At 57.1% G+C, this 15904-nt stretch carries 9 protein-coding genes, 3 pseudogenes and 1 other annotated feature; of the genes and pseudogenes, 7 read left to right on the forward strand and 5 right to left on the reverse strand.

The window, feature by feature from the left end; genetic code table 11:
• Nucleotides 1-508 precede the first annotated feature (508 nt).
• Nucleotides 509-978: pseudogene (locus BN2475_RS30350) on the reverse strand (IS3 family transposase); the annotation flags it as partial.
• Nucleotides 821-937, reverse strand: a sequence feature (AL1L pseudoknot). (Overlaps the previous pseudogene by 117 nt.)
• A 675-nt stretch (nucleotides 979-1653) precedes the next feature.
• Between BN2475_RS30350 and BN2475_RS30355 the strand changes: the two are divergent.
• Both BN2475_RS30355 and BN2475_RS30360 read left to right on the forward strand, forming a co-directional pair.
• The gene (locus BN2475_RS30355; RefSeq protein ID WP_094783091.1) at nucleotides 1654-3588 is read left to right on the forward strand and encodes an NHL repeat-containing protein; all 1935 of its coding nucleotides are present in this window, start codon (nucleotides 1654-1656) and stop codon (nucleotides 3586-3588) included.
• Between the two features lie 190 nt (nucleotides 3589-3778).
• Nucleotides 3779-4030 (forward strand): annotated as a pseudogene (locus BN2475_RS30360) (IS5/IS1182 family transposase); the annotation flags it as partial.
• Nucleotides 4031-4096: 66 nt separating this feature from the next.
• Here BN2475_RS30360 and BN2475_RS30365 read toward each other — a convergent pair.
• From BN2475_RS30365 to BN2475_RS30385, 4 genes and pseudogenes are all read right to left on the reverse strand, one after another.
• Nucleotides 4097-4447 (reverse strand): annotated as a pseudogene (locus BN2475_RS30365) (HoxN/HupN/NixA family nickel/cobalt transporter); the annotation flags it as partial.
• A gap of 933 nt (nucleotides 4448-5380) precedes the next feature.
• Nucleotides 5381-5725, reverse strand: coding sequence for a fucose-binding lectin II (locus BN2475_RS30375; protein WP_094783093.1), 345 nt, complete (start codon nucleotides 5723-5725; stop codon nucleotides 5381-5383).
• 808 nt (nucleotides 5726-6533) lie between these two features.
• Nucleotides 6534-6974, reverse strand: a complete 441-nt coding sequence (locus BN2475_RS30380) for a molybdopterin-dependent oxidoreductase (protein ID WP_094783094.1) — start codon at nucleotides 6972-6974, stop codon at nucleotides 6534-6536.
• 88 nt (nucleotides 6975-7062) lie between these two features.
• On the reverse strand, nucleotides 7063-7407 hold the full coding sequence (locus tag BN2475_RS30385) for a carboxymuconolactone decarboxylase family protein (protein WP_094783095.1): 345 nt from the start codon (nucleotides 7405-7407) through the stop codon (nucleotides 7063-7065).
• 618 nt (nucleotides 7408-8025) lie between these two features.
• Here BN2475_RS30385 and BN2475_RS30390 point away from each other — a divergent pair.
• From BN2475_RS30390 to BN2475_RS30410, 5 genes are all read left to right on the forward strand, one after another.
• Nucleotides 8026-9219, forward strand: a complete 1194-nt coding sequence (locus BN2475_RS30390) for a mandelate racemase/muconate lactonizing enzyme family protein (protein WP_094783096.1) — start codon at nucleotides 8026-8028, stop codon at nucleotides 9217-9219.
• A gap of 20 nt (nucleotides 9220-9239) precedes the next feature.
• On the forward strand, nucleotides 9240-10223 hold the full coding sequence (locus BN2475_RS30395; protein ID WP_159444632.1) for a D-2-hydroxyacid dehydrogenase: 984 nt from the start codon (nucleotides 9240-9242) through the stop codon (nucleotides 10221-10223).
• A 697-nt stretch (nucleotides 10224-10920) separates the two neighbouring features.
• A complete protein-coding gene (locus BN2475_RS30400; protein WP_218023746.1) occupies nucleotides 10921-12228 on the forward strand; it encodes an SLC5/6 family protein in 1308 nt (435 codons plus the stop codon).
• A gap of 734 nt (nucleotides 12229-12962) precedes the next feature.
• Nucleotides 12963-14309 carry a glutathione-disulfide reductase gene (gene gorA / locus BN2475_RS30405; RefSeq protein ID WP_094783099.1) on the forward strand — a complete coding sequence of 449 codons (1347 nt, stop codon included), beginning with the start codon at nucleotides 12963-12965 and terminating at the stop codon, nucleotides 14307-14309.
• 41 nt (nucleotides 14310-14350) lie between these two features.
• On the forward strand, nucleotides 14351-15595 hold the full coding sequence (locus BN2475_RS30410) for a cystathionine gamma-synthase family protein (RefSeq protein WP_094783100.1): 1245 nt from the start codon (nucleotides 14351-14353) through the stop codon (nucleotides 15593-15595).
• The last annotated feature ends 309 nt before the right edge of the window (nucleotides 15596-15904 follow it).

Raw genomic sequence — 15904 nt, forward strand, 5'->3', positions numbered from 1 at the left:
TGCCTCTCTGCTTTGCTCGGCTTGATGATGCATTTCATCGGGCGTCATTTGTGTTGAACTCCTTAATCAAACGCACCAACTTCAAAACCGTTTACATGGAACACTTAGCGTCATTTGCGTTCAGGCAGGCCATGCAAATTTGCCTTTACGGCGTGGATAATGGGTGACTGTGCTGTGCATCGCGGGATGCACTATGCGGCATTTCCCCCTCGACTACAAAATCGATTGTTTGAATAACACTGATTCGCGTCGCAAATGCATGCACGCGAGAAATATGCGCGATGATGGTTTCGCCAAATCGGTGTTCGGGGTATTTCTATTTGACAGGTAGCTTCGGCTGATGAACCGCTCCGGGAATCGCGGAGACTGTTTTGCTGGAGTCATGCCACGACGGCAGACCCAGCGAGTTTTGCATAATAAGCTGCTTCCGCCTCGGCAGGTGGAACGTTGCCGATGGGCTCAAGTAGCCGCCGGTGATTGAACCAATCGACCCATTCGAGCGTCGCTGCCGTTCGGCCTTGAACTGTCGCTGCACGCGGTCCAGCGGGCACGGCCTCGAGCTGTCGCCAACGGTCGTCCTGATGAATCTGCCGCGCCGCACACCCCGCAGGCCAAGCTTCTTCATCAACCGTTCTACTGTACAGCGGGCCACCTGAATGCCTTCGCGTGCGAGTTGCCGCCAGACCTTGCGTACCCCGTACACCTGGAAGTTCTCCTGCCACACGCGCCGGATCTCCCCGCACAGCATTGCGTCACGCTGCGCCCGCGCCGGCAGGCGTGCTGGATCGGCACGTCGGGCCACAAGCTGGTAATACGTCGACGGTGCGATCGGCAGCACCCTGCAGATCGGCTCGACCCCGTAGACCTGCCGGTGATCATCGATGAACGTGATCATCACTTCGGTCGGCGGTCGAGCTCCGCCTGTGCGAAATACGCCGATGCCTTGCGCAGGATCTCATTGACCTGGCGCAGCTCACGGTTTGAGTGCGCCCGGCTCTTTTTGTCATCGTCTGGTTTCTTCTGCCGGCGTTATGCCAGGGTCGGGGACCAGTCGTTCCACTTATGCCGCTGTCTGAATTCGCAGTGCCACCGCTGACAGATTGATCAGCCTCGTCATGATCAGTGCAAGAATATCTTGACGCATCGCATACATGACCTCTTGTCGGTTTGTGCCAAGAGGATTACCTTCGAGACATAACGCGGCGCATGTAATTGGAGTCGGCTTTCGCTGATCGTGGAGTCGCCGAAAACAGCTTCGCGATCGTTTTGCCGCGTGCTCCAGTTTCACTTAGCTTAGGCACATGCGGGCAAGTTGTGCGGGAAAGTCTGCGAACCAACGCTTTCATATTTCAACGCACATATATGGTGCAAACCAGACGCGACGAGGGGGAGGGTAGTCGAGCGCAGTGACGCGGCCACGCCAAATCGGGTGGAACGCTCGATGCTTTTTTCAAGAGCTAACGAAAATCGACGTGAACGGCCCTACGCCGAACGCCGAATGATCGGTAATGCGGTCCTCTGGCTTCCCTCTGGCTTCCGACAACTCGGAAGCCTGCCGAAGCTTCCCATCGTTGTCCGTTAACGCCCACGTGTCGACGCCTGGCTGGCCGACCATTCATATGTACGTTCGCTACACTCAGGGGAACATCAGTCATGGTCGAAAAAAAACGAATTCATGCTGCGCTTCTCTTCGCAGCGCTCGCCGCGATTGCGCCGGCAGGTCCGGCGCAAAACACCACCGACTGGCTGGCGAACACATATGGCACACTCGCCGCGCATGTGGGAAATGCCGCGCGTTCCATGTGGGTCGCGCCTGAAGGCCCGATCTACACGGCCTCCATGTGGGACGAGTACGGGGGCGGCGTCGCAATCTACCAGAACGGCCGCACCATCGGCTCCATCGGCGCTCACGGCGAGTTTCAGGGCAGCGCCATTACAGGTAATGCCACGTCAGTTTTCGCGGCACTACAGTACAGCAGCTCCTACGGAAGCGGCGCGGTGGGACGATATAACCGCACGACTGGGACTCGCGATCTTTTCATTCAGGTCAGTGCGTCGAACAACCAGCCTCGGATCGATGTCGTCACCGGACTCGCCACTGCAGGCTCGCTCCTCTATGCGAGTGACTTCTATGGCAATCGCGTCCGGATCTACACCACTGACGGTGTCTGGCAGCGGGACATCAATGTCTCGAGCCCGGGCGCTCTCGCCTTGGATGGCGCAGGCAACGTCTGGGTCGCACAGAAGAGTGCGGGCACGATCGTCCAGCTCAGTCCAACCGGCGCCCTGCGGAACACCATCCGGATGCCCAGCGGCTCGCAGCCTGCGGCGCTCTATTTCGATGCGCCATCGGGACAGCTCATGGTCGGCGACGAGGGCCCCGACATGAACATCAAGCGCTACAACCTCTCGGGCACGCCGACGCTGGCCAGTACATTCGGCATTCAGGGTGGTTACCTGGACACCACGACGGGAATCAAAGGCCAGGTCGGCGCGAAGCGCTTCACCCGCGTCGCCGGCATCGGCAAGGATTCCGCCGGTAACCTCTATGTGCTCAACAATCCGTGGGGCGGAAGCTGGGACCTCGGCCGCAACGGCGGCACGGACATTCATGCGTATAACAGTGCCGGCGCCCTGCGATGGACGCTTCAGTCGCTCAACCTCGAGGGCGTTGCTACCCCGGACCCGGCCACAGATGGCGCGTTGTTCTATGGCGGCACCAACATCTACACCGGCAGCGCTGGAGGCACCTTCGTCGCGAATACCGTCGATCCGTTTACGCACCCGTCGGACCCGCGCGTCAACATCAACGATCGCGCTCGGGACGAGCACTTCAGTCAACTTGCCGCCGTCGGCGCCAACCGGATCCTCGTGGCGTCCGCGCAGAATCCCGATACCTTCTACTTTTTCCACTTCAATGCCGCGAATGGCTACATCGCCATACCGGATGCCACGCTTCCCGGTACGGCGTTCAATACAAGCGCACCGGTCAGGGGTGGATTCTGCATCGACAGCAAGGGGGGCGTGTGGGCCGGCCTGAATAAGACCGGTTACATCTACCACTACCCGCTGACCGGCTTTGACGCCAGCGGCAAGCCGACATGGGGACCTGGCATCCCCATTCGCGTTCCCAAGAGCATTCAGCCGCTGACGCGCATCGTCTACCTCGCGGACAGCGACACCATGATTCTCGGACAAGGCGCCGTCGGGAGTATGGACTGGACGTCGATAGGCACGCGGATCGAGGTCTATCACGGCTGGAGCGCTGGCAACACCACCGCACCTGATCCGGTGATCAACCTCTCCCACACCGGCGCCAAGTCGATTGACGCAGTCGGCAGCTACCTGTTCGTCGGCTACTGGTTCGGCAGCAGCGGGCAAGCCCTGCCGAACATCGACGCCTTCAATCTCGCTACCGGTAATCTCGACGCCACGCTGGTCAACACCAGTAACGACACCGTGGACGCCAGCAGCGCCGTCGATTCGATGTACGGAGTCAGGGCATATCTTCGATCGACGGGCGAGTACGTGGTCACGAAAAACAATGTCAAGGGCTCCAGCATCACCGTTTACCGCTGGACTCCCTGATCGTGCGTTCCATAAAGCGTTAAAATTTGTCATCGTCACAACGATAAATTCACTTGGCAACCGCACGCCACGCCGGTGATCTGCCGCTGCCCACTTGCGCGATTTGCCCCTCGGAGCCCCGCGTTAGCAGAATTAACGGACACGACTAGCGCTTTCACGGACACCATTAGCAGAATCTACGAACTTCAACATCGACCGTGGCTACAAGGGTGTCGCCATCGATGGCGTGAAGGTCTATCACCCAGGCTTGCGACGCGGTATCACGCGCGGGCTGCGCGCGATGATCCGGCGGCGTAGTGCGATCGAGCCTGCCATCGGGCACATGAAGGCCGACGGCCGGCTCGATCGCAATTGGCTCAAGGGTTCGTTGGGCGATGCGAATCATGCGGTGCTGTGCGGCGCCGGGCACAACTTGCGGATGATCCTGCGCAAGCTGCGGCTTTTTACGGAACAGTGCCGATACGAGCGTCCCGACAATGCCGCCAATCTCCTTGAATCGCTCGAATTTCCCTTGAATGGCGGTGGTCGCCAGAGCAACGACAACAGATGCAAGTACAACAACGGTCGAATGCCCAAACGAGAAAAAGAAACCTACGGCGATGGGGCGCTTTTTCTCCTGCATCAGTTTGCGCGTGACGTTGTCGATCGCTGCGATGTGATCAGCGTCGACTGCATGGCGCAGGCCAAAGCCACAGGCAAGCAGTGCGGTACCAGGCAGTACTGAATAGATGTGAAAGGCAGCGAGCACCCACAACCAGACGACGATGTTGATGGTGACCAGCACGCCATAGATACCGAAAAGTTTGCTACGGACCCTCGAATTCGAGTCGTCAAAAATCTGGATTAGCTGGGCAAACATCGCGAAACTCCCGGGATGACTTGTCCTGTGCGAGGTTGAAGGTTTGGCGCAGCAAGGTCCGACTCCGGGAACAGCAGAGACTCACGGCCCCCGATGCCCGACACCAGTCAAGGACACAATCGGGGTAAAGTCGATGAGGATGTGCGCTGGATGCCAAACCGGTGCCGTCGAAACCGAAGCGCGAATCTCGAAACCCGGCGCGGCAGGATAGGCGCGCGCATGACAACAAATCAACAAATGGTGCGGACTTGCTTCACGCAGCAGCACTTTGTCGAGTGGTATGCGAAGCTGGTTAGCGAACCGGCCGATACGCTATTCCGCATCGGCATCACGCGGCTCACACGACCCGCTCGCTTGCGTGCGACCGGAACTGGAGCGGTCTATGGCGCTCTGCTGGTGGTTGTGTCTTACGGCCTGCAATCCGAGATGCGCCAATGCGCGGGATTCGGGCGGTCTTGTCGGTGTCGTTCCCGGGCGACATGAACCGTGTGGCCCTGCGCACAAGCCCATTTCTCTGCCGACAGCTGTGTGCTGAAGGTTCCCCCGACTTCTTGATTGTTGACGATAACAACGTGGTGAGTCACCCCATGTGTTTGATCACCAGACTTCGGCCGATATTCGACGTAAGCGTTGGTCATGGTTCTGCCCTCTTCTTGAACGATTTTGATACAACGGCGTAGCGATATGGAAATGCAAAAGGTAAATCGCTATTGCCCTACGTTGCTCTCAACTTCTACGCGTCGCGAATGGGGACGCGATAAGACTATAGCAGAGCTGAGTGCCAAGAAAATGAGTATGACTGGAAGTGCCGGTACTATTCACCGACGCGCTGGGCGAGATCCTTTCGGTGTGCGTGAACTATTGTCGTGCCTGGAGGCGCGGCGACACACCTCGGACTCCAGGCGTGCCGCCAAACCGCTACGACAGTCTCGTTCAGCCGAGCGGCCAGTTCAAGACCGCGATGCCGTCGTTATAGTCACCATCGGTTCCGTCTTCCGAACCGACCAGCGCGAAATTCAGCCTGTTTGCGAGCGTTGTTTGGACCGAGACCAGATCCGATGCCTTGTTGTTAACGGTTACCTTTATCTGAACGTTACCCTTGCCGGAGTTCAGGACTTGCGAGCCGATCACTTTGTTGTCGGCGCTCTGGCCCGTGAAAGTCGCACGGACTTCGTTGTCGACCAGCACATTGATTGTCTGAGTCCCCGCCGAATTCGCGAACCCCGTTACGCCGAAGCGGATGTTGGGCGGGAGCGTGAAGTAGCCTTGTTGAGCCATGGTGGAACCTCCGAAATTGATCTTGTTTTCTACGGCCCGCAAGATTGGGAGCCTCAACGAGGCTCCGACATCCGACGGCCCTGCAGAGACGGGCCGTCGCAGTAGCCGATGCAATCTTCCACTGCCGGGTACTCTACGGTATCCATCGAGCGGCCTCAGATCTAGCTAACAAGGTAGCTAGGTGCGCGCTGGCACGACGCGTGAATGGGTCACGGTCATTACGGCAATCGCCGAAGAAAGCTTGAGGTGTAATCAGACGGCTGAGCCGCTGCCGTTGAATGGACGACATGGTGTTGGTCAACCGTGCAATGACGAGCAACCGGGCGCAACATTCAGATCGAGGGGTTGGACTCATTGCGTCGCTGCATGACGTACTCCAGGTGTCGAAGGAAGCCGTTAAAAAGCTCGGGATGTTCTTTTCATCGCGCACGGAGTTCCGGATTGGCGTGGAATCACCGTGCCGCACGTGGATTGCAGGAAGATATTCAATTTTCGGAGATGGCAAGAATAGCCAGTTATGCACATTTTCTGTGGATAAGGCTGTGAGCAAGTGTGCTCGACGTCCCGCTGCGCTCCGGGCCGCCAAGAGGAGGCGTCAACACGGCGATACTGAAGCACGCGCTGAAGTGACGCCCCCAAATTGCTCACGCCCGTGGCTGGCTGTCGCCGCCCGTTGAGACAAGATTATTCCATCCTGCTCAGCGCACAGCCGCTGATAGTACATGAATAGCTGGGCGATGGCTTTTGGTCGATTTGTGACGGCGTCGCGACAAGAACTGCTGCAATAATTGTTCGATAGCCTGGCGTATCATTTCCAGACATCATTGATCTCGACGTGCCCAGTGTAGCCGCCCACCAAATTGAGAAGTCGCTTCAGTTGCGAGGACGCGTGGTGAAAACGGCCGCAGCTCGTCCAGCCGTAAGAACCCGCAAAGATCGAATGATTGCCAAACGTTTGGCGCACGCGATCGATTTCGTCGGCCACCAGACGCAACGCCTCGTCCCACGATACGGGAACAAAGCGATCATCCGGCCTGCGCTCGTTGGGCCCCTTGTTCCCGAGCCAACGTTCGCGCACCATCGGTTGCGTAATCCGGTGCTTGGAGTCGGCCCAGTATTTCACTGAGTGAATGATCGGCGATGGCGCCGGATCGCCGGCAAATGGTTCGACGCCAACCACATTTCCGTCATCGACGAGGAGTGAATAAGCCCCCCAGTGACTGCAGTGACTAATGCGTTGCAATGCCACGACTACTCTCCCCGACTGCGGTCTCTATCAAAAAGGTGAGCGGCCGGCTTGCCGAATCGCTCGACAGCCGGCCGCATCGGAAGGCGATTTAGGTGTTGGGCAGTTGCGAGTGTGCTTCGAGCACGCGTGCCGAGTAGACCAGCGCAGGCCCGGCGTTCATCGCGATCGCGACGCTCAGTGCCTCGACAATCTCCTCTCGCGTCGCGCCATGTTCGACGGCCTTTTTGGTGTGCGAGGCAATGCAACCGTCGCAGCGCGTGGTTATGGCCACGGCGAGTGAGATCAGTTCGTGAATTTTGGGGCCCAGCGTGCCATTTTTCACGGGGGAATTTTGAATCGTGGCGAGGCCCTTCATCACTTCCGGGCTAAGTTCCGCATAGTCGGCGACGCGTGCCTGCAAAGAAGCGCGGTAGTTGTTCCAGTCTTGCATCATGATGCTATCTCCTCTAGGAGTGGTTAAAAGCGTGGCGCCATGTTGGCGCCGGACTCGGCAGATTCAGGTGGCTAGGTCGATGCGCGCGGCATTGGGCAGCGAGTCAGCCTCCTAGAAAAACTATCCGTTCGAGTGAACATTGAAGAAAACCGACCGACGTCGGCCATAGGTTGCCGCGAGTCCCAAGCTTCCAATGAACGATTCTTTACGCTCGGTGATACAAGACGAGCTCGACGGAAAGGAAGTCGGACACCGTCTCTTCATCACGAATCTCGCTAGCACATTGTGTTCGCGCTAGTGCCTCCATTTGAAGCGCGAATTGGGAAAAGCAGTGGTGATGATTGTTCACGAATGCGCTTGCCACTACCTAGGCAAGCGAGACATTAAGGCTGGCGGCGCTGGGAGCGAGTCGAGCGCGATGAACGAAAGAATTTCTTTCTTGCTGACATAGTAGATCTCGTTTGTCAGCCTGATGCGGTTTATGCACGATGGCGACGTTTCCACGGGTGGGACTGTTTCGAGGGACGCCCGAGGGAAGACAAGTTGCATTTACGATGCCCGTAAGCCAGCGCATTGTTTGCTGCGCAATCGCGGCGGTGCTAATGGAGGAGGGAACACATGAAGATCACACAAATCGAAGTACTCGAGGCCGACCTGTCGGGCCGTGACGGCATGGCATCTTGGCGCGTCGTACTCGCTCGTGTGCATACGGACGAAGGCATCAGCGGACTCGGGGAGGCCGGCGTGACGTATGGGGCTGGCAGTCCCGCGGTTGCGCCGATGATCTTGACGCTCGGAGAGCGATTCGTGCTGGGCGCGGACCCTTTCGATACCGACACCGTATGGGAAAGTCTGCTTCGACGTTCCGTGTGGGCCGATGGTGGTGGGCCGATCGTCTTCGCGGCTATAAGCGCTATCGATTGCGCGCTGTGGGACATCAAGGGCAGGGCATTGGGCCAACCGGTGCATCGACTGCTCGGGCGCGCCACGCCTGAGCCGCTGCGCTGCTACGCGAGCCAGCTTCACCTCGGCTGGGGCGAGAAGGCGCAGTGGATTGGGCAACCGGCGCAGTACCGGGAGGCCGCAGCACACGTGCGGGAACAAGGGTACGACTGCGTCAAAGTGAACCCAATCATGATGGACGAGGACGGCAAGTACGCCACAGGACTGCGCAGCGTCCTTACGCCGGCCCAACGCAAGCTTTTCCGCAAGCGGATGGAGGCGGTCCGCGAGGGTCTGGGAGCGGATGTGGACATTATTCTCGAACTCAACGCTTTGACGTCCACGGCAGGCGCGCTGCAGATCGCCGAACTCGTCCACGATCTCGACATCCTTTTCATTGAGGAGCCGACCCACAACAATAGCAACCATGCGCACCTGAAGATGGCTCGCAAGTCGCCTATTTCGCTTGCTATCGGCGAGCGTCTCTATACGCGGTGGGGCTTTCTGCCTTACCTCGAGGCTGGCGCGATCGATATGATCCAGCCCGACGTCTGCCTAGTGGGCGGTATTAGCGAGGCGTATCGGGTGGCACATCTGGCGCACGCCTACGACGTGGGAGTGCAGGCGCACGTCTGCGGCTCGCCGTTGGCCACGGCCATTGCGCTGCAATTCGAGGCGGGGATTCCCAACTTCAACATCCATGAGCACCACGCCTACACGCTGCGGCGCGCGAATAGAGAACTGTTCGAAGAAGACTTACAGCCGGAGAACGGCAAGTTCGTCGTACCGACGACGTCCGGCTTCGGCATGACTCTGCGGCGCGAGGCGGAACAGCGCATGATCAAATCCAGCGTGAAGCTGCCCAAGTGAAGCGTCAGAAAGGACCGGAAGTGAACATCGTTTTCTTGGGTAAGTTCGGACGCGACGCGGTAGGGCCCGCCATCGCAGCCGTGCCTGGTGCCGTCTTGCGCTACGCGGACGACGTGGAGCAGCATGCGGCCGTCGTCGAACAGGCGGAGGGTGTCGTGCTTGTCGGCCCCGCTTATACGGCCGCCGTTGCCGCGGCCTTGGCGGGTGCGAACAAATTGCGATGGATTCAAACGCTGTCGGCGGGTTACGAGAATTTGCAGCGATTTGGCGTTCCGCCCGGCGTTACGGTGACCAATGCTGGGGACGCGTGGTCAGTCTCGGTAGCCGAACACGCGATGGCACTTCTGCTTGCGCTCGCGAAGCGCTTGCCAGAAGCGGTCATGCAGAAGGAGCGCCGATCTTGGGACCGGCAGTTGATGGCATGCATGGGTTCATTGCAAGGCCGAACGATGGTGGTGATCGGCTTCGGCTCCATAGGGAAAGCCATCGCGCACAGAGCGAGGGCGTTCGGTATGAAGGTCGTCGCCGTGATGCGTACGCCGAAACCGTCGGAACTGGCGGATCACGTGTATGAGTCCAGCGAATTGCATTCCGCCCTGCGTCTGGCCGACGTAGCCGTCATCGCGGTTCCGGCGCATCCCGATACCGTGAACCTGATCAACGAGCAGACACTTCGTGAATGCAGGCGGGGATGTCTCATCATCAATGTCGCGCGCGGCGAGGTCATCGATCCAGATGCGCTGGTCGATGCGCTTCGTTCGGGCCATATCGGAGGAGCGGGGCTTGATGTGACCGTTCCCGAGCCTTTGTCCGAGGCGAGCGCATTGTGGCGGGCCCCCAATCTCATCATCACTCCGCATGTCGCCGGCGGCGGCGAACTCGTGATGGCGAAGCTCGCCAAACTGGTCACGGACAATGTGTCTAGGCAATTGAGCGGGCAGTCGTTGCATTGCGTCGTCATCCCACCGCAGCCTGCGCATCAAGGCCGACCTGTCGATGCTTGACTAGACTGTGCGCGGTGTCGCCCGCCGCAAATGCGGCGGGCGACGCAGTTGTGCCGGTGACGCTTGTCGAATTCGCGCAGGCGTCCCCGTTGTCGTGGCAATGAAGCGCCGGATATTGGCGTTGGTTTCGGTGCCGGACACCGGAATTGATCAGACTGCGTTACCTCAACGTTCAGTTCACGTCGCAGCTAATGCTGTCGGCGATTTTCCACGCTTGGCGATTTCAGTTTTTTTTAACTACATCTGCCCCTTGCTAATTAACTACACCGAAGGGGCGCTGTGGACAATCTAGATTAACTTTGTCGATCTGAAATAAAAACTTTCGGTGTGTATTCGAGTCTCGTTCGCTCGTGATTCATCGTATGAATTGCAGTGCTTTGAATATAAAAGAAAAATATGGAGTTTCGGCCGATCGACTTCGATGCGCACGCACGTGTGACTCGGCGCCGGAAGAAGGTTTTGATGGCTTCCCTTGTTTTGAATACTCTTCACAAATGACTGTACTGCGCGTCATCAATTTTTAGGGTGACTACCGATGGAGCCCCGGAGATCCGAAATCTACACTAATCGCAGATGGATTGGGGTTTATTTTGAACATCGGTTTTAATTTCGCAAAAATTAATTAAATTTCATTTTGTAGTTTAATTCGGCGCGCGAAGTAGAGCGTTTATTCCAGCGTTGTTCAGTTCGAGAGGTGGTGAGCAAGATGGGAATTCTCGGTAGTAGTTCGATTGAACTGGAAGGCGGCTCCGTCGAGCGGATTCCGTTCACGGCATATGACGCAGGGTGGGTAGTCCTTTGCATCGGAATGGCAATCGGATCCGGCATCGTGTTCATGCCGCTCCAAATGGGAGTCAAAGGTTTTTGGGTTTCCGCGGCGGCATTGGCGATTGCGTATCCGGCAGTTCAGTTCCTCTCGAACCTCTACATTCGATCTCTTTCCGCAAGCGGTCAGTGCAAGGACTACACCGGGATCATCACGGAGTATCTGGGGAAGAATTGGGCAGCGGTGCTCAGCATTGTGTACTTCATCACGCTCACTAAGGCGATGCTGGCGTACTCCACGACACTTACGCATGATGGTGCCTCCTATTTGCAAGTCTTTGGCGTGACCCATGAGTCGCTGGCGGCTACCCATTGGTTTCCGCTCTGTGTGATCGGGGCGATGGTCGCCATCGCATCGTGCGGGGAGAAGGTGCTGTTCCGGGTTTCTGGTCCGCTGATCGTGACCAAGCTTGCGATCGTGGTTTTCCTCGGGTTGTCGATGATGCCGTACTGGAGCCTGAAAAACGTGAACTTCGTCGCGCCTGAAAACGTCCTTTCGTTCATTGAAAACGTCCTGGTGTCACTCCCGTTTGCGGTGTTCTCGATCGTGTACATACAGATTCTGAATCCGATGAACGTCGCGTTCAGAAAGGCAGAGTCCGATCCTGCGATCGCCACGTATCGTGCGTTGCGCGCAAGCAAGTTTGCGTACATCATTCTGATCGTGAGCGTGCTTTTCTTCGCTTTTTCATTTTTGTTCTCGGTCAGCTCGCAAGATGCACAATACGCTGTATCGCAAAACATCTCTGCGCTAGCACTGTCTGCCCGCGTGATCCCTGGCAACACAGTCAAGATTCTCGCGACGACGCTGAATGTTCTTGCGATGTTGTCGGCTTTCTTTGGCGCTTACCTAGGGTTTCATGACGCGATGAAAGGGATCGTCGTAAATGTTCTCGATCGCTTCACGGCACGTAGCGCGCATCTTGACCGTATTCTGCCCATGGGGATCGCCATCGGGTCCACACTGCTTCTTACTGCGTGGGTTTGGGGCAATATTTCCACGATGGCGTTGCTGCAGTGGACTTCGCCGACGTTCGGCACGGTGTCTTGCCTCATTCCTTGCTACTTGGTCTGGCGTGTCCCTGTGCTCAGAAAATTCCGCTCCGCGAGTGTGTGGTTCGTCGGATTCACTGGACTCATGCTGATCAGCACGCCTCTTTTCAAATTGCTGGGGCACTGATATCGAAGCTCCGAGCCGATCGCAAAAACGCCCGCCAGCACGACCCAAAGGGTGTTTTTGCTGCATATGATGCGCGATCGCTTACATCGGCAGCTTCACGCCATCCCTTTCTACAACGATGCAGTGCGCCGCCTAGAAGGTGTTAGATGATTCGCTGGCGCCTAAAATCAGCGTGTCGAGGCGTGACTAAAAGAGGGCATCATGCACGTAGATCAGACAACTGAAATGTCATTCTCCGGATCCTCAGGACCACGCGGTTCGAGGATGAAGTCGCTGAGTAAGGCTCGACGATATCTTCGCGTCAAAAATAACCTCTTCTCTACCTCGTCATATCTGCGCCGCGGGCGACGAGGTGTTCCTTCTGGAGGCACTCCCTCCTGAGGTACAGGTGCGGACCGAGGCGCCGGACACCAGTAACGTTCGCCAGGATATCGTTATGACTTAGCGGTGCAGGGCTGCGGCCCCACTGGGAGCAATAAAGTTTTTATTTCAACTGCAGATACTTTATCTCGTTTGTTGGAATCTGAGAACCGGCGAACAATCTTGTGACGGGCAAACGACGATGCGTGCGTCGCCACAGGTTCCTCCCTACCTAAGTATGCTACTGATCCCATCGTTATGCGAGGCGCTTGCAACTTGATGAGCCGCGAGTTGCATCACGGCTTGGTTCGGCGTAGCACAGAAGACCTGTTTCGGAGCGTGCTCGCACAAAGACGTTAGAGAGAGCAAATTTGATGAAACACTACGACTACATCGCGATTGGAGGTGGCAGCGGTGGCATTGCCTCGATGAATCGGGCCGCGATGTACGGAAAATCATGTGCGCTGGTTGAGGCAGGGCAAATCGGCGGAACCTGCGTCAACGTCGGTTGCGTGCCCAAGAAAGTGATGTGGCACGGCGCGCAGATCGCAGACGCCATCCATCGATACGGGCCGGACTATGGATTTGAGGCAACGGGGACCAATTTCGACTGGGCAACGCTGGTGAAGAACCGCAGCGCATATATCGACCGTATTCACGCCTCGTATCAGACAGTTCTGGACAGGAACAGGGTAGATGTGATCACGGGACGGGCCAGGTTCGTCGACGCACACACTATCGAAGTCGCCGGCGAACGTATGACGGCAGATCATATCCTAATCGCGACCGGGTCCCGTCCCGTGCACCCGGATATCCCGGGAGCAGGGTATGGAATCGATTCCGACAGCTTCTTTGCTTTGCCGGAGATGCCGGCTCGGGTTGCGGTCGTGGGCGGGGGCTATATCGCTGTGGAACTCGCGGGGACGTTGAACGCGCTCGGCTCGCAAACGCATCTTTTCGTCCGAAAAAATGGGCCACTGCAGTCCTTCGATCCACTTCTTGGTGAGACGCTGACTGAAGTGATGGCGGTCGAAGGCCCCACGCTGCACGCTCAAGCGATCCCGAAGGCAGTGGTGCGGAACGCGGACGGCAGTTTGACACTACAGTTCGAAAATAATACGGCTCATACGACAGACTGCATCGTCTGGGCGATTGGCCGAGAACCCGACACAGCGAGTCTGAACTTGAAGTCGGTGGGGATCGCGCTGGAAAGCGGTTATGTGGTGGTAGACAAATACCAGAACACCAGTGTGCCTGGCGTCTATGCAGTTGGGGATGTCACCGGATTGGCTGACCTGACACCGGTAGCCGTGGCTGCTGGGCGCCGCTTGTCGGAACGACTGTTTAATGGCAGATCCAACGAGCACCTCGATTATCACAACATTCCGACGGTGGTATTTAGTCATCCTCCGATCGGCACAGTAGGGCTAACTGAGCCGCAGGCGCGGGCTGAGTTTGGCGATGCGGCAGTGAAAGTTTACCAGTCAGCGTTCACGGCCATGTACACAGCGGTGACGCGGCACCGCCAACCGGCACGAATGAAACTCGTGTGCGTTGGACCCGAAGAGAGAATCGTTGGGATTCACGGTATTGGCTACGGTATGGACGAAATCCTGCAGGGTTTCGCAGTTGCGCTAAAGATGGGGGCCACAAAGCGGAACTTCGACGACACACTGGCGATTCACCCGACGGCAGCCGAAGAGCTTGTGACCATGCGATAAGAGATGAAGGGCTACCACAAGTCCCGCGAGGTATCAATATTGTGAACAGGATCGGATTCACTACGACACTAGTGCACCGGGATCGCCGGGTCGGCATGGAACACGGTGCTCTCCGCGCGCCAGTGCACACATCAGTGCAATATGGATTTGAAAGGGTAGAAGATTTGATCGGGGTGTTCCAGGGGACCACAAAGGCGAGTTTTAACTACTCTCGTCAGGGTACACCCACCACTGCTTTGCTCGAGGCAAAGATAACCGAGCTCGAAAGTGGCGTCGGCAGTGTTTGCTTCGCAACCGGCATGGGCGCGATTTCGGCAATATTCCTTACTCTGTTGAAGGCTGGTGATCATCTTGTCGCGAGTCGTCACATCTTCGGTAACACCAACAGCCTCTTGGGGACATTGCAACAGCTCGGAATCGAAGTGTCCATGGTGGACATGACGCGCGCACAGGCCGTCGCCGATGCAATCACTCCGGCCACGAAGATGGTCTTTACGGAAACAGTTGCCAATCCGCGCACTCAGATTGCGGACCTGAGAGGTATTGGATCCATTTGCCACCAGGAGGGTCTGCTCTATGTCGTAGACAATACCATCACTTCGCCTGCGCTTTTTCAGCCAGTGACCGTTGGTGCCAGCTTGGTGGTCAATTCGCTGAGCAAAACTCTGTCGGGGCATGGTGCAGCATTGGGTGGTGTCGTGACGGACACCGGATTGTTTGACTGGTCGCGTTATGTCAACATCGCAGAAGAGTATCGCGAAGCCGTTACTGCTCGACAAGGGTTGCTGCAAATTCGCAAAAAGGCGTTACGCGATATGGGCGCAACGTTGTCATCGGAACACGCGAACCAGATATCCATAGGAATGGAAACGCTGGCGTTGCGCGTACGCCAAAGCAGTGAAAACGCACAGATTTTGGCTGAATATCTCGAAGCGCATCCGCAAGTCGCAAAGGTCTCGTATCCCGGTCTGCTAGGGCATCCGCAATATCGGCGCGCCCAAGAACTGTTTCAAGCGAGCGCTTGGTTGCTGTCATTCGAGCTGCGCGATGCGGCGCGCACGAACGAATTTCTCAACGCGTTGAAGGTGGCGATCAAAGCAACAGGACTGGGAGATACGAGGACGTTGGTTATCCCTGTTGCGTCGACGATCTTCTGGGAAGCTGGGCCCATCGCGCGCAGGGAAATGGACATTCCGGATGGATTGATCCGTGTATCAGTAGGACTGGAAGAAATCGAGAACCTGATCGATGACTTTTCGAATGCCTTTGATGCTTTGCGGTTGTAGTGTTACCTCAAATGCGTTCGAGACGGCGCTCTGACGGGAGGCGAGCCACACTCGTTGCCAGCTTCATACTCGGAATGGACGACGGCTCGCTAGAAGTGGCGAATTGACTTGCCCGCTGTTTAGAATAAACGATAGCAGCAGAGAGATACTGTCGCGGAGTATGTGAAGATGAATTGAGTGCCGCGGACATATTGGCATGCATCGTCTAATCCGGAGAAGTCTGCTTGAGCGGAGCAATCCTGGCGCGTGATGCAGCGGTGCATTTTTTCTTTCAAGAATTTACAACTTATCGTAAGCGTGGCACCAGCA

This window comes from Paraburkholderia ribeironis, assembly GCF_900019265.1.
Lineage (GTDB): Bacteria > Pseudomonadota > Gammaproteobacteria > Burkholderiales > Burkholderiaceae > Paraburkholderia > Paraburkholderia ribeironis.

Excerpts from the sequence above, each read along its gene's own strand:
- BN2475_RS30355 (WP_094783091.1), top strand. The coding sequence starts at position 1,654 with ATGGTCGAAAAAAAACGAATTCATGCTGCGCTTCTCTTCGCAGCGCTC.
- BN2475_RS30375 (WP_094783093.1), bottom strand. The coding sequence starts at position 5,725 with ATGGCTCAACAAGGCTACTTCACGCTCCCGCCCAACATCCGCTTCGGC.
- BN2475_RS30385 (WP_094783095.1), bottom strand. The coding sequence starts at position 7,407 with ATGATGCAAGACTGGAACAACTACCGCGCTTCTTTGCAGGCACGCGTC.
- BN2475_RS30390 (WP_094783096.1), top strand. The coding sequence starts at position 8,026 with ATGAAGATCACACAAATCGAAGTACTCGAGGCCGACCTGTCGGGCCGT.
- gorA (WP_094783099.1), top strand. The coding sequence starts at position 12,963 with ATGAAACACTACGACTACATCGCGATTGGAGGTGGCAGCGGTGGCATT.